The following is a 19,671-nucleotide window of genomic DNA, read 5'->3' on the forward strand; positions in this document are numbered from 1 at the left end:
TCATAAGTCCCTTCGAGGAGTTCCATTTTCATAGATTCCCAGTGTTCCAAGATGTGTTTCCGTAGGTTTTGTACGGACATTCCATCTACACCATGACTCCCTTTATTCCGTTCTACCCTTTTCAGGGCAGAGAGCAGATTTTCTCGTGATAGTATTCGTTCCATCAACATTGTTACGCCTCTTTCCGTGAACAACGGTTCTTCTTATGCCAGTTCTGCTCCACCATCTTGAGGTCCCCCGTGGAATTCACCACTTCCTCCATCAAGCATGCCATATCGGTTATCTGTGTTCTTCGCAGTTTACTGAATGCCAAGATGTTGTTCTCTCTAAATTGTTCAGCCCTTCCCATCCTTCTCGAGTTCGAATGGTACTATGGCTTCTGCTGACTTCTGATTGTTCAGCTATCCATCACTAGATAGGTTATCAAGTGTACTTGACGTATCAATCAGACCTCCCCAGGTAAGAGTACAGTCTTTCCCTCCATCTATCTGCTTCATTTACTCTGTATCACCTTTGGCAGAAAGGACTTTGTTTTGTATTGCAAACTCATCCAATGATACCTAGCCTTATATGAAGTTCGTGTTCCTCAGACCGGAGGTTTGCCGCTCGCTTCCTTCAGATTTTGCGTCACCGCAAACACCCTTGCGTTAAGCTACTGCTACTTCTGCCTTCACAGTTCGGGACTTTCACCCTATAGACTGCACCCATGCTGGGCGCACAATAAAAGCCAAATCACATGTTTGCGATTTGGCTTTTATAATGCGAATTTATTTAGTAATTTGGAAAAATCAACGCGATCACCAATTGTAGTCGGTTCTGGTTTAGCTAAGTATCGCTTATCATTTTCGACTAGCTTGAAGATGTTGTAAGTAGTTAAAGCATCATCTAAGGCACAGTGATGCTTTCCGGTACCTTCTTTTCCGTAATCTTGTACAGCCTTCCATAGCCCTGTTTGATTTTGGTCACCGAAAAACCGTTTGTATTCCATTGATAAATCACGTTGTTTTCCTGCGAACGGAAATGGAGTATTTGCTTTCATACAATTTTGACGCAGTACCTTCATATCCATATTTCCCCATGTAATTATCGTACTTGATTGACTAGTATCAAATTCCGATAACCGCTCAACTAGCTCTTTAAATGAAATCCCACCATTTACCTGATCTTGACTTATCGATAAAAATGATCTACAGCGGTCAGTTAAGATTGGGAATTTAACAGGTTTAACATATGAGGAAAATGTGTCGCATATTTTTTGACCTGTAACCGAAACTAAACCTACTTCTATGATCTCAGGATAAAAACCATATGGGTTGGCTCTATTTTCAGGCATTGTAAACTCAAAATCTATAAATAAGTATTGTTGCTTTTCATCCATTTTCCCTTCCCCCTTATTCACCTCAGGTCACGAACTTATATATTTAAATTTATTATACCATGAGAATACCTTGCGTTTATGTCTTTTTTTTCAGAATATAATAAAAATATACAAAAAATTCAATATAGTCAACTGGAAATCAAAACACTTTTAAAATTGGCAATATTATTCTATAATATTTAGGAAAACGAAATATTATAAACAAGAAGGTGTAGACAATTTCTATTGCAAAACGAAACTTACTCATTATGTGGTTTGCGAACTTTGGGGTTGCGGCAAGTGCAACTATGATTATGCCTTTTTTATCATTATTTATCGAAACGTTTGGCAATTACTCTAATGATTATGTACAAAAGTGGTCTGGTTTCGTTTTTGGCGTTACTTTTCTAACTGCCTTTCTAATTTCTCCATTATGGGGACGGTTTGCGGATAAACATGGGTATAAAAAAATATTACTAATCACTGGATCTGGTATTGCTTTAAGTATTTTCTTTATGGGATTTGTTTCTTCTGTTGAGGAACTTTTCATTCTTCGACTTTTTATGGGACTTGTAACCGGTTTTATACCAACCTCACTTGCATTAATTTCAGCACAAACACCTAAAGAAACGGCTGGCAGGACACTTGGAACGCTGCAAATGGGTACGGTTTCGGGTGGTTTGTTCGGCCCACTCATTGGTGGTGCCCTAGCTGATGCAGTTGGTTTTCAGTATACATTTATACTTACTTCTGTAGTAATCGGAATTGCAACTTTATTAGTAGCTGTAGGAATAAAGGAAATTATAGTAAAGAAGGATCCAAAAGATCAAAAGCAATATACTCGAAGAGAGGTCCTTGTTCATATTTTTCAAAATCCAGTTCTATTAACAATCATGGTTATTTCACTGTTGGTTCAAACAGCAAATTTTAGTATTCAACCTCTTTTGGCCTTATACGTAAGTGAGTTAAATGGATCTTCAAATATTGCGTTCTTTGCAGGCTTAGCTTTTTCAGCAACAGGCTTTGGTAATTTGCTTGCAACTCGTAGCTGGGGGAAACTTGGTGATAGAATTGGGCATGAACGGGTCTTAATGGTACTTATTGTATTTGCAGCCCTGATGTTTATTCCTCAAGGCTTTGCAACATCCTTATGGCAACTAGTTTTATTCCGTTTTTTATTTGGCATTTCAGTTGGTGGTTTAATTCCTTGTATGACTGCTTACATTCGTCAGGTTGCACCACTTTCGATTCAAGGTGAGGTTCTAGGCTATAATGTGAGTTTTAGGTTTCTTGGTAATGTGATTGGACCAGTAATGGGAGGGGTCGTAAGCGGTTATTTTGGTATCTCTTCTGTCTTCTTTGTCACTAGTGGGATCTTTCTAGTCAGTGCATTTATCCTATGGGGAAGCATCTATCGCCAAAATACTACAATAAAAAGACATGCAGATGCCTAAGAACAGATGGTTACAAACTGTCTGTTTTTTTCCGTTTTCGTTTCTTTTGTAATTGTTAATCTCTTTACACTATAATTAATCTATAGGACAGTATTAGTTACTGTTAGCGCTTTCAAGAATAATAATGAGGCACATTTCTTTTTAAAAATGCACCTAATCATTTGGATGGTTTACTGTGTACCCTGATATATTCTCTAGCTTTAAAGGGTTTATATAATGTCGGTCCACCATTAGTGTCGACATTTACAGACTGGATTTCAAAAGTACTGTTATAGGGATCAACTTGTTCAATATCCACATATTCACGCTTTGTTTGTTCATTTAGCCACCAAGCGCTAACAAGTAGAATTACAAAAATTGATACTGCAACCATAATCTCTTTTATAAACATAGAACCACCTCTTTTTATAGCTTTCGTCAAAGTTAAAGAATCTATACAAAAAAAATTCATAAAAATTTTTAAGGTAATTTTTACGTGTTTCTTCTTATTTAATAACTTTTGTAATTTTAACGAATACTACAATTGAATGGGCATGCAAGAAAAATATCTTTAGTATATAATTTGTCTTAGCTAGAACTATATAACTATAAATTTTAATAGAAAGAGGGGGTACTACTTTGTCATTGTTACACTTAGCCATTTTGTCTCCTTTTATACTGACTGTGTTCATTCCATTCTTTTATAAATATGCTCGTCAAATACATACTGGTTGGTTTGTGCTATTCCTACCTGTTTTGTTATTCGGCTATTTCCTTCAATTTATTAACGGAAATATGAATGGAGAGTCCGTAACGAAGACCTTAAAATGGATTCCATCACTTGGGATTGATTTCACAGTGTATGTTGATGGCTTAGGCCTTTTATTTGCACTACTAATTACAGGGATTGGGGCCCTTGTCGTTTTATACTCGATTTATTACTTATCGAAAGAAAAAGAAATTTTACATACGTTTTACATCTATTTATTGCTATTCATGGGAGCAATGTTAGGTGTTGTTTTATCTGATAACCTAATTGTCCTTTATACTTTTTGGGAGCTAACAAGCTTATCATCATTCCTTTTAATTGGATATTGGTATGATAGGGAAAAATCCCGCTATGGTGCTCAAAAATCAATGTTAATCACTGTTTTTGGCGGACTTTCTATGCTAGCAGGTTTTATCCTGCTGGGAATTATGGCAGATACCTTTAGTGTCCGGGAATTAATTGCTCAAGCTAATACATTACCTGATCACCCATTATTTATTCCAGCATTACTACTTGTCCTGTTGGGGGCATTTACAAAATCAGCACAATTCCCCTTCCATATCTGGTTACCAGATGCAATGGAAGCTCCAACACCAGTTAGTGCTTATTTACACTCCGCTACAATGGTAAAAGCAGGGATCTATTTAGTAGCAAGAATGAGTCCTATTTTTGCGGGTTCCGCTGAATGGTTATGGTTAGTAGCTGGATTTGGAATTGTAACTTTATTTTGGGGATCTTTTTTAGCTGTTAAGCAAACTGATTTAAAATCAATCTTAGCTTTTTCAACTGTCAGTCAACTTGGGTTAATCATGTCACTACTAGGAATAGGTGCAGCTGCACTCCATTATGATTTTCTTGATGACAATATCTATCTCACAGCCACTACAGCAGCTGTATTCCATTTAATAAACCACGCTACGTTTAAAGGTAGTTTGTTCATGGTGGTTGGTATAGTTGATCATGAAACAGGCACTCGTGATATTAGAAAACTAGGTGGCTTAATGTCATTTATGCCGATAACGTTTACCTTAGCAATTATTGGCACTTTCTCAATGGCTGGATTGCCACCATTTAATGGTTTTCTAAGTAAAGAGATGTTTTTTACAGCAATGGTTCGTGCAGCTAGCTTGGATATTTTCAACATGGAAACCTGGGGAATCCTTTTCCCTGTTCTCGCTTGGGTTGCGAGTGTATTCACATTTCTTTATAGCATGATCATAGTTTTCAAAACGTTTACAGGAAAATACAAACCAGAAGAGCTAGATAAAAAACCACATGAAGCACCAATTGGAATGTTAATTTCACCAATTATTTTAGCTTCGCTTGTAATTATCATTGGTTTCTTCCCTAATCTTATTGCCCAAAGCTTAATTGAACCAGCAATAGCTTCAATTCACCCTATGCTTGGTGATTCCTTCCTTGTCAACATTTATTTTTGGCATGGATGGACAATAGAGGTATATATGACTTTAGGAGTTATACTTGTTGGACTAGTATTATTTTTTACACTGGCAAAATGGTCCAATATCTACAATTGGTTTCCTAAGCGTTTAACCTTGAACAATTTATATGATAATGGCCTTATCACGATGGAAAGGTCTGCCTATAAATTTAACAATTTATACATGACCGGTTCTATTCGTAACTATCTTGTATTCATTTTCGGTTTCTTAATAGTGTCACTTGGGGGAACGTTAATTGTTAAAAACGCATTCTCTTTTGACATATCTGCTGGTGCACCCATTGGTTTATATGAAGTAGTATTAGTGCTCGCGATGATTGCTGGAACAGTTACTATCCTTTTCGCTAAATCACGCTTAACTGCGATTATCGCTTTAGGTGCTGTAGGATACTCGGTTTCACTATTCTATGTACTATTTAGGGCGCCCGATCTAGCTCTAACACAATTATTAGTAGAAACTGTTTCTGTAGCTCTATTTCTACTTTGTTTTTACCATTTACCTGAATATACAAAAAAACAGAAGCGTCTAACATTCAGATTAACAAACCTAATTATCTCATTAGGTGTCGGAACTATAGTCACTTTAATAGCACTCTCAGCCAACAGTACTCGGATGTTTAATTCAATCTCTAGCTATTTTATTGAGAATAGTTACACAGAAGCTGGTGGAAAAAATATGGTTAATGTCATTCTTGTTGATTTTAGAGGATTTGACACATTATTTGAAATAACAGTTCTAGGGATTGCAGCTCTTGGTATTTATGCCATGATCAAACTCCGTCTAACAAGGGGGAGAGAAGGATGAAGACAAATGATTTAATTTTACAAACGATGACAAAAATAATTGTGTTCATCATCTTTGCTTATTCCATTAATCTATTCTTAGCGGGTCACTATACACCTGGTGGTGGATTTATAGGGGGATTAATGGCGGCTGGTGCATTGGTATTGCTATTATTAGCTTTTGATATGAAGACTGTTCGTAAAATACTCCCTGTAAATTATATAAGCATGACTGCCTTGGGTTTACTAATTGCCGTAAGCACAGGGATTGGTTCTTTCTTTTTTGATGTTCCATTTTTAACACATACTTTTGGTTATTTTGACTTACCTATCCTAGGGAAAACTGGGCTCGCTACGGCCGTATTATTTGATATCGGGGTTTTCCTTGTGGTTGTTGGAGTTGCGATGACCATTATTCAAACAATTGGGGAGGATGAATAATGGAAATATTAATGTCTATTGTTATCGGCATCTTATTTACAGCTGCTACCTACCTCATTTTATCCAAGAGTTTGTTACGAATCATTATCGGAACGGGTCTATTAAGTCATGGTGCCCATTTATTAATCCTTACAATGGGTGGTTTAAAAAAAGGAGCGGCACCTTTACTTGGAGAAGATGCGGAGGTATATGTAGACCCACTTCCACAAGCTCTTATTTTAACTGCTATTGTAATTAGCTTTGGGGTAACATCTTTCTTCCTTGTAATGGCATATCGGTCATACCAGGAGCTTGGTACAGACAACATGGACAAATTGAGGGGAAATGATAGCAATGAATAATTTAGTTATATTACCGGTACTTATTCCTTTGCTCACTGGGATTATTCTTATCTTTTTCAGCAAATATGTCCCATTACAAAGAATCATAAGTACAATTGCAAGTTTACTTACAGTTTTCGCTTCCGGATATCTTGTCCAATATGTATTCAATAATGGCATACAGGTATTACAAATAGGGAGCTGGCAAGCGCCGTTTGGTATAGTCTTAGTAGCAGATATGCTTTCTGCTTTACTAGTTTTTACAACATCAATTGTTTCGCTTGCTTGTTTGCTTTATTCCTTTAAGGCAATTGGTGCTGCGAGAGAAAAATTTTATTACTATTCAGTTGTTCAATTTTTAATTGTAGGGGTAGCAGGAGCTTTTTTAACTGGAGATATATTCAACCTATTCGTCTTTTTTGAAGTAATGTTAATGTCATCTTACGTACTTATCGTATTAGGGGGCACAAAAATACAACTGAGAGAATCCATCAAATATATTTTAGTAAACATTGTTTCATCTGCATTATTTGTTGTTGCTGTCGCCTATCTTTATGCTGTAACCGGAACATTAAACATGGCGGATTTATCAGTTCGTATAAGTGAGGTAGGTGATGAAGGGATAATAACTGTTATTTCTATCCTATTTTTAATTGTGTTCGGCATGAAGGGAGCGATTTTTCCATTATTCTTTTGGTTACCTGGTTCATACCAAGCACCACCTACACCTGTTACCGCACTATTTGGGGCTCTTTTAACAAAGGTGGGAGTCTATTCAATCATTCGCGTATTCACCTTGATTTTTAATCAAGACGTAGCTTTTACACATCAGTTTATTGGGGTACTAGCCGGTTTGACGATTATCATTGGTGTCATCGGTGCAGTTTCATACTGGGATGTCAAAAAAATCATTATCTATAACATCATGACCGCTGTTGGAGTTATTTTAGCAGGCTTAGCTGCATTTTCAACAACAGCTTTAGCTGGATCGATTTTTTACATCGTACATGACATGATCATAAAAGGCGCACTATTCCTTCTAGTAGGAGTTATGATCGTTATAACTGGAACAAGCAACCTAAGGCAAATGGGTGGCTTGATAAAGCACCATCCGTTCCTTGGCTGGATGTTCTTTGTCGCCGCCATTGCACTTGCTGGAATCCCACCTTTAAGTGGGTTTGTTGGAAAATTACTAATCGTAACAGGCGGGTTTGAAAGTGAAGACTATTGGTTATCCGGCCTTGTCCTGTTATCAAGCTTACTCGTTCTGTACTCAGTATTTAAGATTTTTATGAATGGATTCTGGGGTGAAACTAAACTTCAAAAATCAGAAGAAAAAGGCTCAACTAAAGGTTTATTGTTTCCATGTGCACTTTTACTGGTTCTATCAATAGTTCTTGGAGTGGGTGCAGATTGGTTCTATCCTTATTTCTATCTAGCTGCTGAAACAATAATGAACCCTTCTATCTATATTCAAGCAGTATTAGGGGGGATATAGAAAATGGCTTTGCAAATTTTACTAAATATTTTTATAGCCTTTACGTGGATGTTCTTAGCTAACTCATATGATTTTGCCTCTTTTTTTGGAGGATTCATTATAGGCCTATTTATGATTTTAGTACTAAGACGATTTTTCGACCACCGCTTCTATTTGTGGAATGTCTATGCTGTACTAAAACTGTTCCTTTTATTTATAAAAGAGCTAATATTATCAAACCTTGAGATACTTAAAATCATCATAAAGCCAAAGTTAGATGTAAAACCTGGAATCTTTGCCCTACCGATAGATGTCAAAAAGGATTGGGAAATCACTGTATTAGCAAATTTAATTACCCTTACACCTGGTACCCTTGTCATTGATATTTCCGATGATCACAAGCTATTATATGTCCATGCCATGGATATTACTGATGTAGATGATGCCATTGATTCTATTAAGAATTCATTCGAAAAAGCGATTAAGGAGGTGAGCCGATAATGGTAGATATACTTTTAAATATTGCTTTGCTGATATTATCGGTTGCCACTCTTGGTTGTATATACCGTGTTGTAAAGGGTCCCTCTGTTCCAGATCGCGTAATTGCACTTGACGCTATCGGTATCAATTTAATTGGAATTACAGCGATTACATCGATAATTTTAAAAACAGAAGCTTTTTTAGAAGTTATTTTATTGATTGGAATACTTTTATTCATTGGTACGGTAGCTTTTTCAAAGTATCTAGAGAAGGGAGTTATCGTTGAACATGATCGAGGAGACTCTTAAAATAATATTTGCAATTGTGATTCTATCAGGTTCACTTTTAAGCCTAGCTAGTACAATTGGTTTAATAAGGCTACCGGACGTTTATACTCGTAACCATGCAGCATCTAAAAGTGCAACACTTGGTGTACTCTCCATTTTATTTGGTGCTTTTTTATTCTTTTGGCTTGAAAATGGTTATATGAATTCAAGAATAATCTTAGGAGCTGTTTTTGTATTCATGACTGCTCCTGTTGCAGGACACTTAATTAGCAGAGCAGCATACAATTCAAAGGTACCACTATGGGAGCATAGTGTTCAAGATGATTTAAAAATGAAAGTGAAAGTGAAATCGAAGGATTAACAAAAGCGCAGGGCGCTCTGACCTAGACACCAAAACTAGGTAGAATTTAATCTTATCTTTTAAAAAAGCTTTTAAAAACCCGAAATGTCAATGTTAGACATATCGGGTTTTTATTACTTTCTCAATTTTAATATCGCCATTGTACAACGGGAAATACAAATTAGATTTTCCTCTTCGTCGACAATTTTTATATCCCATACCATCGTTGTACGACCTTTATGCAAGGGCGTACCTATTGCAGTTACGACTCCGTCTTTCTTTGATTTAATATGATTAGCATTAATTTCTAAGCCGGCACAAGCTTCTGTTTTCTGATCGACTAAATTGTAAGTTCCAACACTAGCAACCGTTTCAGCTAAAGCAACTGATGCACCACCATGTAATATTCCAAACGGCTGACGCGTTTTGTCATTAACAGGCATGGTTGCGACTACCCGCTCAGGTGATAGTTCAGTGAACTCAATTCCTAGGGCTTCAACTAACGTGTTTTCTCTATTCATATTAAGTTCCATTAATCATTCCCCCTTAAATTCCTCTAGTCCTATTTTAAAACACTTTTTAATAATTTCCAATTTTTAAACTCCAATTACTATTTTTCCATTCAGAAAATCAACGCAGGTGGCAGACTAATAATCTGTGAGGGGGTTACTGGCCTAATAATATTGATAGATAGTATTTTAGGTTAATGCAGACATCAATTACACTAACCATTTTTATTTACTCTAAATGAAACTTAATCATTTTGTCATCATCTTCCTGTGGATCACCACGTCCATCACGATTATTTGTAAGTGCATAAAGGGTACTATTTTGAATATAGATATCCCGCATTCTTCCACCCTGCAAAAAAACAACAGTTATTTTCTTTGTTGTCAGATCAAAACTTCTAATCCGTCTATCCCTAAGTGTGGCTACATAAAGCTTTCCATTGTAGTACCCCATTCCAGAAGGTGCCCATGTATAGTCTCCTGTGTGAAAAAGTGGCTTTTCCATTCCATCTCTTACTTGATCACCCTGTATAACCGGCCAGCCATAATTTTTACCTGGCTTTATAAGATTGATTTCATCATGTGCACTTTGACCATGCTCTGAACTGTACAAGTTATTGTTTTCATCCCACACTAAACCTTGGGGATTTCTATGACCAAATGAATAGACAAATGAGTTTTCAAAAGGATTATCCTTTGGTATATCTCCATTTATTTGCATTCTTAATATTTTACCGCCCAAGTTATCTAGGCTCTGGGCGATTTCAGGCCGACCAGCATCACCTGTAGTAATATATAAATTCTGATCAGGTCCGATTTCTAATCTACCTGCATTATGAATTCGTCCACCAGGAATGTTTTCAAGTAACGGTCTTACCTCTCTCCACATATCTCCACTTTTTTCAATAAGTACGACACGATTTAATATTTGATTGTCTTCTTGATAGGTATAATAGATAACTGCTTCGTTCGTAGTTTCAAAATTAGGTGCTAGCACAAAGCCTAATAATCCGCCTTCACCTATATGATAGACATCTTTCTTCACTTTTAGGTTATTGGTTGTTACCTTATTGGTTTCTTCATCTATCCTAAGAATCGTCCCTTTCCTCTCTGTTACATAAAAGGTGTTACCCGCTTTTTCAATTGACCAAGGTATATCAAGATTCTTCGCTAAAACCTCTGGTGAAGCGGATACCACAGCTTCAATTGAGTCTTCCTCTACCATACTCTCACCGTTATTTAGGTAGGAGCATCCTCCAGTTAATATTATTAAACCTACTATTACAGTTATTAGCCATCTCACGTTTAGAGCACCCTTTCCTTATAGCTTCTTATCCATATAATAACAGTTACTGAACAAAATAATAAATATGTAAGAAAGAAAGGTCATAATAATCAAAATGTAAATTGTACTTTTACCTAAATACAGTAAACTAGAGTTAGATCACCCACTTTCAGGAGGTTTCTATGAAAAAAAAGACTGCAGTTATTACAGGCGCTTCTAGTGGATTTGGTTTCCTTACTACAATCGAACTTGCTAAGGAAGGCTTTTATGTACTTGCAACAATGAGAGATTTATCAAAGAGAGAGAAGTTAGTAGAAACTCTTACAGATCTCGGATTACAAGACTATGTAGATTTTCAAAGATTAGACGTAACAAAAGAACAATCTATTCAAGAATTCGGAAGTATTTTAGAAGGTTTTGAACAAATTACTCTACTAGTAAATAATGCTGGTTTTGCGTTAGGTGGGTTTGCTGAAGAGGTTACAGTGGAAGAATACCGTAAACAATTTGATACAAACTTTTTTGGGTTAATAGCAGTAACAAAAGCAGTGCTCCCACATATGAGGAAGCAACAATACGGCAAAATCATTAACATTGGTAGCATAAGTGGACAAATTGGATTTCCTGGATTATCACCCTATGTATCTTCTAAGTACGCATTAGAGGGATTTAGCGAGTGTTTACGGTTAGAAGTGAATCCTTTTGGAATAGATGTTGTTTTAATAGAACCAGGATCCTATAATACAAATATTTGGACAACCGGTAAACAAATTGCTCAAAAATCCTTACACATAGAATCTCCCTATAATCCAATGATGGAAAAAGTAGAAAGAGAAATAGCAAAAGGACAAAGTTCATTGGGAGACCCAATGGATGTCGTAAGGTTAATTTGTTCGATTGCAACGAAAAAATCTAAAACCACAAAGCTTAGGTATTCAATTGGAAAAGGAGTTAAAGCATCTATATTTTTAAAGAATTGCCTACCTTGGAGGCTATGGGAAATCATCGTGTTAAAACGTCTGTTTAAATAGGTACAATAGGATTATTTCATCATTTATTAAAGGGATAAGCCTCACTGAAAATAGCTTTGGAATGATTAGGAACTAGTAGTGGGGACGATAGAGGCTTTTGATGGCCGTAAATCAAAAAATAGTACTTGTACGGTAACCTTAGTTGGCCGTTTATCCACTTTAATTTAGTAAAATATCAAAATGTTATAACAAAGTCCTAACTAAAAATAAAAGAGATATTTTTTCAAGTATCTCTTTTAAAAAAACTACGATATTGGGTAAAACTCAACTTCAATAATTCCAACACTTGCTTGTGAACCTAATGCTTCAAATGCCTTTTTGTGTAAATTTAATTTTGTTGGTGCGTATCCTTTAACTTCATCAACAACTATTACGAGTACTTCCTTCGGTTTGTCAATCGAGATATTTTTAACTAATAGCACTTGACCACATTTGTATGGGCTCTTGTCACTAACAGCTACAGTCATGTGATTATTGTGTTCCCATGACGTTCCACATTTTGTTGTTTTCCCGCCCTCAGTCCATGTGGCTATACCATATTTTGGCTTTTTTACGTTAAACATATTTCCTAACCAACTGGGCACTTAAACCCCTCCATTCTAAGATAGCCTACAATAGTGTATGCGCAATCTAGGTGTTGGTAACAGGGGCAAATGCGTATTTCAACGACAAAGGAATTATACCTGTTTTTTTAATGGCCTTTTCATTTAATAACCAGTCACTTTGATAGGCCTATGTTCATATAGTGTAGTGAGTTTTGAAAGGGAGGGACAAAGATTGTACCAACGTCCATATTTTATACAGAACCCGAGGAAATATCCTACAACCTATACAACACATAATTATGCATCACAACAACCAATGCCATTACCCTATATTCCATATTCACAACAAATCAATTATCAGGGGATATATTATCCGGTTCAAAGACAGTATCCTGAGGTAGACCCAACATTGTTCAATGAATCTGCAAGACAAATGCAAATTCTTATGAATGAAGCAAGTATTGTATTAAAAAGGATAGCGGAATCAAAGTCTTTTGCAAAAAAGGTTATGTCTGCAGCACAGGATTCACAATTAGAAGAAGTAGAAAGGTTGATTAAGACTACTGGCATTACATCCAAGGTAGAAACAGCATTTAACCCTGATGGCATCAATATGAAACTTACCTCTAAGATTGACGACACAGAGTGCTGTCAATTGACAATAGCTTTAAAATGGCGTAATTTTTAAGGTATGTCGATTATGAATGTTAAGAAAAGCGCAGGGCGCCCGCCTATCGGCGCGTCGATTAAAACGCGCCACGTCCTGTGGCGAACATCGACATCAGCACATCCTGTGCACGTCAAGCATAAGACGAGCCCTGGCTGAAGGCGTTTTTTGCCTTCGGGAAGGGATTGGCTTATGACCTCAGGTCCGATGGCGCCCGGAGCTAGACACTAAAACTATGTACAAACTTTTATCCTTTCTTATCTTTTAAGAAAGGATGCAATAAACAATCATTTGCATCCTTTCTTTTCCCTATCTCTTTCTAGGGGTAAGTTTTGGTTTTTGGTGTTGCTGTCTTATTTCAGAATTTGCTCCGTAGGTTGAAGAAGATAAATTATTATTCATTGCTCCTTCTTCATTGAGTTTCTCACCTCTTGCCACTTCATTCACTCCTTCTCACTATGCGTTCGTATTATCATCAATTTTTTGTTTCCCGGGCCTATGGATTAAACCATTTCTTAAATCATATCCCTCATCAAACTTACTGACGTGAAGAATATCCTCATCTGCACCCTTTTTGCTTGCTTCTTTTACTTCATCTATTTCTATATCATTTATTCTTCTCATTTTCCCTCCAAAGATACACAGTCCTCTTCATCTTCGCCGCTTTGAGTTAAATAATGATTTTCACCCGTAGCAAAATTTATATTGCGTAGATCCAATTCAGGATCTAAATCAATTCTATGCTTATTACGTTTATCTTCTATGCTTTCATACATTTTTTTACCTCCCTGTTAGGTATTATAATTACCTATAACGCAACCTTTTCATTCCTTTAAAAAAGTGTGTAATGTTGGAAGTATAAGAAAAGCGCAAGGTGCCCGCCTTTCGGCGCGTCTATTAAAACCCGCCACGTCCTGTGGCGAACATCGACATCAGCACATCCTGTGCACGTCAAGCATAAGACAAGCCGGCTGGAAGGTTGTTCTTTAACCTTCCGGACGGATTGCCCGAAATGCATAAGCGCCAGTTTCCAATCTTTTAGATATGGAAATCGGCAGAAGTATAATTTCACTTCTCCACACCTTAAATAGTCCACAATAACCTCAAAATAACGGGGTGTTTCTTTTGTTAATGGGTTCCGTTTTGAGGTGCAAATCCTATAAATTACAATGAAAAAGGCGTGCAATCTGACAACAGATTTGACACCTCTTTGACACCCATAAATAAAAATATAGAGCGAACCCTCAAGGACCAAGAGATGAGGGAATCAGCATGGTTTAATAAATAAGCGGAGAAATTTCTCTTAATTACGAAATAGCACTTAAAATCGCTTAAATAGACGGAAGAATTCCGACTATTTACACAAAAAACGTCAAAATGGATCATTTGGCATTGCTTAAGCGGAAAACCTCCGCTTATATACCCCGAACCAAGCCTTATTACGCAGTTTAACCGGAAAATCTCCTCTTATTTTAACGAACGATCACTGGTTACTAAATTTAGGAGATGACTTCTGATGTATAAGGGATAAATCGCGTTGTTGCTAGATGCGAAACTCAAGTTATAATTCCCTAAACAATAAAAAATGAGATGACATATAGTCATCCCACCTAATAAATCAACTTAATTCCGCTCATTAAAATGATAATGCCTATTATAGTCCGGAGGGGCTTTACAGGTACTTTAGCCGATAATGTACTGCCAATAATAACTCCTGGTATCGATCCAATTAAAAGATTGGCCACTAACATGAAATCAACATTGCCAAGTCCTATATGAAAGATACCACTTACTGTAACTAAAATAAACGCATGAGCGATATCTGTCCCAACCAATTCCGAAGCCTTTAGGCTATATAAATATAACATTGCCAAAGCAAATAATGAGCCCGATCCGACTGAGGTTAATCCGACAATGAAACCTAATAATGCACCTAGCATAATTGTAATAGGAATCTTTTGCTCTAACGATTTTTCGATATAAGAGTTTTTTTTATATCGATCCCCAAATAATGTTTTCATAATAGTGGCTATTGCTACAAATATTAATACATAACCTAAGGTAAGTTTTATGATCTCTCCTTGGAGATACTGTGAACCTCCAAAGTACATGAGTAAAGTAACAGCAATTATAGCACTTGGTACACTTCCAATTGCTAAGTATTTAACCAACTTTAGATTTATTGTTTTTTGACGAAAGTGTTGAACAGATCCAAAAAACTTTGTTATTGAGTTATAAACAAAATCTGTACCTACTGCAACTACTGGATTGATGCCTAGTAAGATTAAAAATGGGGTTAAAAGAGCTGCACCTCCAACACCTGTTAAGCCGACCAAAAAACCTACAAAAAGGCCCATTAATAATATTCCAATGCTCACATTCCGACACACTCCCTAAATACCCGGATATGGGCATTATATTGTCGGAACATTGTTTCTGACACAATTAAACAAGCGATAACAACTATTTGGGCATTTATACTACTGAGTGTTTAATTACTTACTTAACTTTTAGTACTCTTTGTTCTTACTTTCACCCCAAATTTAACATAATACAAATATCATACCTCATAATTGTAAATGCTAAGATTACACACTATTCTAATGGGGGCTTGATCATGTCAACTAATGATACAAAAAATACAAAATCATTTTGCGCGAGTGAGTATGGTGTTCTAGAGCGTGTTATTCTATGTGAACCAAAACATATGACGATTCGTGATGTTATCAATGAGACACAAAAACATTTTAAGAACGAAGGTATACATATTAAAAAGGCGATGGAGCAACATAAGCAATTTGTTGAAACATTACAAGAACATGGAGTTGATGTCATTTTATTACCCACACAAGAGAAATACCACGAGCAGGTATTTACCCGAGACATTGGATTTACTCTAGGCCAAACGATTTTTGTTGCTGAAATGGCTAGTGATGTACGTAAAGGTGAAGAAGATGTATTAAAAGAGTGGCTTGAACAAGAGGAGATCTCCTATTACAACTTAATTGGAGATCATATTGAAGGCGGAGATGTGATTATTGACCGTAACACAATCTATATCGGCTTAAGTAATAGAACGAATCAACAATCAATTGACCATATGCAAAGCCTTATTTCGGACTTTGAAGTTATTGGCGTCCCATTTAAAGAAAAGTATCTACATTTGGATTGTGTGTTTAACATTCTTTCTCCCGATTTGGCACTATTCTTCCCTGAAGCTTTTACAGAAAAGGAAAAGTCCATACTTGATTCCAGATACGAGTTGATTGAGGTAAGCAATGAAGAACAATTTACCCTCGGGACTAATGTACTCTCGATTGGAAATAAAAAAATAATCAGCTTACCGGTTAATAAAGGGGTTAATGCACAGCTCCGATCAAGAGGCTTTGAAGTAATAGAAGTTGATATTACTGAAATTATTAAGTCTGGAGGATCATTCCGGTGCTGTACGCTTCCTCTACTCCGGGAAAGCAATTAAAAAGAAGTCCCTTTAACTAGGGGCTTCAGATTTTAGTTCCATTATTTTATTTAGATGATAATTAAGCTGTTTTTCAAGTTTTATTTTTAACTTTTGGTCTAAACAAGATTCGAATAATGCATTGAAATACCTTGCTCTAACAAAGTGCCATCTTAGTACAATTCCGGTGAATATTGACATAAGGTGTCCTCCTTTGCTAATAAAATTTCTATCATTACCTATCTTCTATACAATTTCGATCTCAACCGAATTTATATGGGGGTAAAGTAAATAGTTCTAAATTACTAATATTTATAAATTTCGGGCTATTACTTAAAGATTTGTGTCTTTTTTAATGTCAACCTATTATGATATAAGGTTGACATTAACCTCAATTTGCTATACTATTTTGTTAACATCATATATTAGGAGGTTTACATAGTTTATGTCTACAATATCTAAACCAAGATTTCGTGCAGTTGATATTACCTTTGTTGGAATGTTTGCAGCGTTAATGGCGTTTGGTGCAAATATAACTTCATGGGCACCATTTTTACAAGTAGCTAACATACCTTTATCAATGCAACCATTTTTTGCAATTCTAGCTGGCCTTCTTTTAGGAAGCAGACTAGGGGCAATCTCAATGACAGTCTATATGTTAATTGGAATGGCTGGGGCGCCCGTATTCGCTCAGTTTAGTGCAGGAATTAGTCCAATCTTTGGTGGATCTGGTGGATTTATATTATCTTATATTGCTACAGCTTTTATAGTAGGAAAAATTGTTGAATCTAAAAGTAAACCAGCACTGACTACCTTCATGATTGCTTCATTTGCTGGAATCACAACAATCTATTTCATCGGAACAAACTATATGTATTTTGCTTATAATCTATGGTTAGACTTTGATATGGGTTATGCAACTGCATGGAAGGTAATGGCTTGGTTTGCAGTAAAAGACATTATGTTTACAATCTTTGGAGCATTGATTGCCCCGCGAATCTATCATACTATAAAAAGAACGTCCCGTATTAGCTCTATTCAGACAAAAGCTTCATAGGAATTAGCCAAGCTGGTTAAAGGACCGCAGCTTGGCTTTTTTATTACTCTTTAAATGGGGATACCTGTGTACCAACGTACTTAGAAATAACTTAATATAATATCACGAGAACTGCAATTATACTGCACTCATCTATTTTCTAAAACACCTTAACTAAGAAAAGCGCAGGGCGCCCGCCTATCGGCGACAAGCATAAGACAAGCCGGCTGGAAGGTTGTTCTTTACCTTCCGGACGGATTGGCTTATGACCTCGAGTCGATGGCGCCCGGAGCTAGACACTAAAACTTGGTACAAATTTTTATACTTTCTTATCTTTTAAAAAAAGAAACTTCCCTCAGTGGGGGTTTATTGACTTTTTAACATTAGGAGCGAGCTCATCAATCACTGCATGCCTTACTTGCAATTCATGTGCTTCGCGGTCTTTTTCGGGCTAAATGTTTATCTACCTTATTTTTCACTTTTAAATCTTTCAACTAAAGTAGCAAGAGTTCGAACCATTACCCCAGTAGCTCCAGATGGGCCTAAATCATAGTCACTTGATGTAGTTGCTGTGCCTGCAATATCAAGATGTACCCAAGGGGTATCCTCTGCAAATTCTCCAATAAATGTACCTGCAAATATCGCATGGCCGTCTCTACCTGGAGAGTTATTTAAATCAGCGACCTTACTTTTACGAACACGTTCTTTGTGTTTATCATTAATTGGAAGACGCCATATTGCCTCCCCAGTTTCATTTGAAGCTTCTAATACTTGTTCAAAAAGCTCCTCATTATTGGTCATAGCACCCGTTATATCATTACCTAAAGCAACAATCACACCACCAGTAAGTGTTGCTACATCTACTAAATAGCTAGCTCCATGATGTTTCGCATACGTTACTCCGTCAGCTAATGCAAGACGCCCCTCTGCATCGGTGTTTAAGATCTCAATAGTTTTTCCACTCATTGCAGTAATAACATCATCAGGCTTAAATGCATCACCACTGATCATATTATCTGTTGAAGGGATAACAGCCACTACATTTTGTTCAGGCTTAAGTTCTCCGATTACCTCCATCGCACCTAATACAGCAGCAGCACCACCCATATCAGATTTCATACCGACTATTCCGTCTTTTGGTTTGATCGAGTAGCCACCCGTATCAAAAGTAATCCCTTTTCCAACAAGTCCGATAACATCGTCCCAGCTTTCTCTACCTTGGTACTTCAACACAATCATTTTTGGTGGCTCAACAGATCCTTTATTTACTGCTAAAAGTGCACCCATCCCCAGTTTTTCCATCTCTTCTTTTTCAAGAATTTCTAGTTCGAATTGGTATTTTTCTGCAAGCTCTGTTGCATAATTAGCCATATCTGTCGCTGTTAGCATATTCCCTGGTAGGTTAACTAGCGTACGTGCAGAGTTAACTCCTTTTGCATGTGCATACCCAACAGTTAGCCCAGCTTCAATTTCCTCTGAGTCACCATTACTGTAAACAATTACAGTGTTAATTTCTTTTTCTGGCGTGTTAGATTTTTGCTTATAATCAGCAAATGTATAGGTAGCAAGTGGCAGCGCCTCACCTAAAGCATGTGCTGATTCGTTAAAATCAATCGTCTCTGTTACAAACGAATCCATTGCGATTGCAACTTCCTCAAACTTCGCAGCTTTTAACGTTTTAAATAATTTTCCATAAGTATCACGCAAAATTTCAAAAGTTAACTTATCTTCTTTTCCTAACCCAACAAAATAGATGCGTTTTGTACTTAGTTTTCCTAGAGTATGTATTTTAGTTAGTGACTTTATCTTTGCCGAAATATCTCCATCTTTTAGCAACTCAGTAATTTGTCCTTCTAAAACTGAATCTAATTTTTCAGCTAGGCCTTCTACCTTTTTACTTTTTTCGAAAAGTCCAATCACAAGAACTTCATGTGCTCTAGTTAGATCTAAATCTGTTTTTACGGTAAACAATTCAAGCACCTCCGTTTATCA

General features: G+C 36.5%; 23 protein-coding genes and 1 pseudogene. 12 read left to right on the forward strand and 12 right to left on the reverse strand.

Annotated elements, in window-relative coordinates; genetic code table 11:
- Positions 1 to 170 (reverse strand): annotated as a pseudogene (locus PY093_RS11905) (group II intron reverse transcriptase/maturase); the annotation flags it as partial.
- 584 nt (positions 171 to 754) lie between these two features.
- A complete protein-coding gene (kapD, locus tag PY093_RS11910; protein WP_275646093.1) occupies positions 755 to 1,378 on the reverse strand; it encodes a 3'-5' exonuclease KapD in 624 nt (207 codons plus the stop codon).
- 248 nt (positions 1,379 to 1,626) lie between these two features.
- On the opposite strand from kapD, the gene PY093_RS11915 reads away from it, so the two are divergent.
- A complete protein-coding gene (locus tag PY093_RS11915) occupies positions 1,627 to 2,811 on the forward strand; it encodes an MFS transporter (protein ID WP_275646094.1) in 1,185 nt (394 codons plus the stop codon).
- A gap of 157 nt (positions 2,812 to 2,968) precedes the next feature.
- On the opposite strand, the gene PY093_RS11920 is transcribed toward PY093_RS11915, so the two are convergent.
- Positions 2,969 to 3,202, reverse strand: a complete 234-nt coding sequence (locus tag PY093_RS11920) for a hypothetical protein (RefSeq protein ID WP_275646095.1) — start codon at positions 3,200 to 3,202, stop codon at positions 2,969 to 2,971.
- Between the two features lie 227 nt (positions 3,203 to 3,429).
- Here PY093_RS11920 and PY093_RS11925 point away from each other — a divergent pair, with 227 nt between their 5' ends.
- From PY093_RS11925 to mnhG, 7 genes are read left to right on the forward strand one after another with little or no spacing between them, the layout of a single operon-like run.
- Positions 3,430 to 5,826 carry a Na+/H+ antiporter subunit A gene (locus tag PY093_RS11925; RefSeq protein ID WP_275646096.1) on the forward strand — a complete coding sequence of 799 codons (2,397 nt, stop codon included), beginning with the start codon at positions 3,430 to 3,432 and terminating at the stop codon, positions 5,824 to 5,826.
- Positions 5,823 to 6,245 (forward strand): Na(+)/H(+) antiporter subunit B, encoded by a 423-nt coding sequence (locus PY093_RS11930; RefSeq protein WP_275646097.1) that lies wholly within the window; start codon positions 5,823 to 5,825, stop codon positions 6,243 to 6,245. Before PY093_RS11925 ends, PY093_RS11930 begins: the two co-directional genes overlap by 4 nt.
- Positions 6,245 to 6,586, forward strand: coding sequence for a Na(+)/H(+) antiporter subunit C (locus tag PY093_RS11935; RefSeq protein WP_275646098.1), 342 nt, complete (start codon positions 6,245 to 6,247; stop codon positions 6,584 to 6,586). The genes PY093_RS11930 and PY093_RS11935 overlap by 1 nt, the downstream gene beginning before the upstream one ends.
- Positions 6,579 to 8,063, forward strand: coding sequence for a Na+/H+ antiporter subunit D (locus tag PY093_RS11940; protein WP_275646099.1), 1,485 nt, complete (start codon positions 6,579 to 6,581; stop codon positions 8,061 to 8,063). Before PY093_RS11935 ends, PY093_RS11940 begins: the two co-directional genes overlap by 8 nt.
- A gap of 3 nt (positions 8,064 to 8,066) precedes the next feature.
- Positions 8,067 to 8,543, forward strand: coding sequence for a Na+/H+ antiporter subunit E (locus tag PY093_RS11945; RefSeq protein ID WP_275646100.1), 477 nt, complete (start codon positions 8,067 to 8,069; stop codon positions 8,541 to 8,543).
- Entirely contained in the window at positions 8,543 to 8,830 is a 288-nt protein-coding gene (locus PY093_RS11950) for a Na(+)/H(+) antiporter subunit F1 (protein ID WP_275646101.1), read from the forward strand. Before PY093_RS11945 ends, PY093_RS11950 begins: the two co-directional genes overlap by 1 nt.
- Positions 8,814 to 9,170 carry a monovalent cation/H(+) antiporter subunit G gene (gene mnhG, locus PY093_RS11955; protein WP_481769296.1) on the forward strand — a complete coding sequence of 119 codons (357 nt, stop codon included), beginning with the start codon at positions 8,814 to 8,816 and terminating at the stop codon, positions 9,168 to 9,170. Before PY093_RS11950 ends, mnhG begins: the two co-directional genes overlap by 17 nt.
- A 113-nt stretch (positions 9,171 to 9,283) precedes the next feature.
- On the opposite strand, the gene PY093_RS11960 is transcribed toward mnhG, so the two are convergent.
- Both PY093_RS11960 and PY093_RS11965 read right to left on the reverse strand, forming a co-directional pair.
- Complete coding sequence (locus PY093_RS11960) at positions 9,284 to 9,670, reverse strand: hotdog fold thioesterase (RefSeq protein WP_275646168.1); 387 nt, start codon at positions 9,668 to 9,670, stop codon at positions 9,284 to 9,286.
- A 217-nt stretch (positions 9,671 to 9,887) separates the two neighbouring features.
- A complete protein-coding gene (locus tag PY093_RS11965) occupies positions 9,888 to 10,961 on the reverse strand; it encodes a PQQ-dependent sugar dehydrogenase (RefSeq protein ID WP_275646102.1) in 1,074 nt (357 codons plus the stop codon).
- A gap of 164 nt (positions 10,962 to 11,125) precedes the next feature.
- On the opposite strand from PY093_RS11965, the gene PY093_RS11970 reads away from it, so the two are divergent.
- Positions 11,126 to 11,974 (forward strand): oxidoreductase, encoded by an 849-nt coding sequence (locus PY093_RS11970; RefSeq protein ID WP_275646103.1) that lies wholly within the window; start codon positions 11,126 to 11,128, stop codon positions 11,972 to 11,974.
- A 245-nt stretch (positions 11,975 to 12,219) separates the two neighbouring features.
- Here PY093_RS11970 and PY093_RS11975 read toward each other — a convergent pair whose 3' ends face one another.
- Positions 12,220 to 12,558 (reverse strand): RlpA-like double-psi beta-barrel domain-containing protein, encoded by a 339-nt coding sequence (locus tag PY093_RS11975; protein ID WP_275646104.1) that lies wholly within the window; start codon positions 12,556 to 12,558, stop codon positions 12,220 to 12,222.
- Between the two features lie 193 nt (positions 12,559 to 12,751).
- On the opposite strand from PY093_RS11975, the gene PY093_RS11980 reads away from it, so the two are divergent.
- Complete coding sequence (locus PY093_RS11980) at positions 12,752 to 13,207, forward strand: YuzC family spore coat inner layer protein (protein ID WP_275646105.1); 456 nt, start codon at positions 12,752 to 12,754, stop codon at positions 13,205 to 13,207.
- Positions 13,208 to 13,495: 288 nt separating this feature from the next.
- On the opposite strand, the gene PY093_RS11985 is transcribed toward PY093_RS11980, so the two are convergent.
- The 4 genes from PY093_RS11985 to PY093_RS12000 all read right to left on the reverse strand — a co-directional run bounded on the left by PY093_RS11985 (position 13,496) and on the right by PY093_RS12000 (position 15,564).
- The gene (locus PY093_RS11985) at positions 13,496 to 13,624 is read right to left on the reverse strand and encodes a hypothetical protein (RefSeq protein ID WP_275646106.1); all 129 of its coding nucleotides are present in this window, start codon (positions 13,622 to 13,624) and stop codon (positions 13,496 to 13,498) included.
- A gap of 18 nt (positions 13,625 to 13,642) precedes the next feature.
- Positions 13,643 to 13,810: a hypothetical protein gene (locus PY093_RS11990; RefSeq protein ID WP_275646107.1), complete on the reverse strand. Its 168-nt coding sequence runs from the start codon at positions 13,808 to 13,810 to the stop codon at positions 13,643 to 13,645.
- A complete protein-coding gene (locus tag PY093_RS11995; protein WP_275646108.1) occupies positions 13,807 to 13,962 on the reverse strand; it encodes a hypothetical protein in 156 nt (51 codons plus the stop codon). Before PY093_RS11995 ends, PY093_RS11990 begins: the two co-directional genes overlap by 4 nt.
- Positions 13,963 to 14,796: 834 nt before the next feature.
- The gene (locus PY093_RS12000) at positions 14,797 to 15,564 is read right to left on the reverse strand and encodes a sulfite exporter TauE/SafE family protein (RefSeq protein ID WP_275646109.1); all 768 of its coding nucleotides are present in this window, start codon (positions 15,562 to 15,564) and stop codon (positions 14,797 to 14,799) included.
- Between the two features lie 239 nt (positions 15,565 to 15,803).
- Here PY093_RS12000 and PY093_RS12005 point away from each other — a divergent pair, with 239 nt between their 5' ends.
- Positions 15,804 to 16,664 (forward strand): dimethylarginine dimethylaminohydrolase family protein, encoded by an 861-nt coding sequence (locus tag PY093_RS12005; RefSeq protein WP_275646110.1) that lies wholly within the window; start codon positions 15,804 to 15,806, stop codon positions 16,662 to 16,664.
- A gap of 12 nt (positions 16,665 to 16,676) precedes the next feature.
- Here the strand turns inward: PY093_RS12005 and PY093_RS12010 are convergent, their stop codons facing one another.
- On the reverse strand, positions 16,677 to 16,844 hold the full coding sequence (locus PY093_RS12010) for a hypothetical protein (protein WP_275646111.1): 168 nt from the start codon (positions 16,842 to 16,844) through the stop codon (positions 16,677 to 16,679).
- 244 nt (positions 16,845 to 17,088) lie between these two features.
- Here PY093_RS12010 and PY093_RS12015 point away from each other — a divergent pair, with 244 nt between their 5' ends.
- On the forward strand, positions 17,089 to 17,700 hold the full coding sequence (locus PY093_RS12015) for a biotin transporter BioY (protein WP_275646112.1): 612 nt from the start codon (positions 17,089 to 17,091) through the stop codon (positions 17,698 to 17,700).
- A gap of 447 nt (positions 17,701 to 18,147) precedes the next feature.
- On the opposite strand, the gene PY093_RS12020 is transcribed toward PY093_RS12015, so the two are convergent.
- Complete coding sequence (locus tag PY093_RS12020; protein ID WP_275646113.1) at positions 18,148 to 19,650, reverse strand: leucyl aminopeptidase; 1,503 nt, start codon at positions 19,648 to 19,650, stop codon at positions 18,148 to 18,150.
- Positions 19,651 to 19,671 lie beyond the last annotated feature (21 nt).

The sequence above is a fragment of the Cytobacillus sp. S13-E01 genome (genome assembly GCF_029193815.1).
Classification (GTDB): Bacteria; Bacillota; Bacilli; order Bacillales; family Bacillaceae_L; genus Bacillus_BV.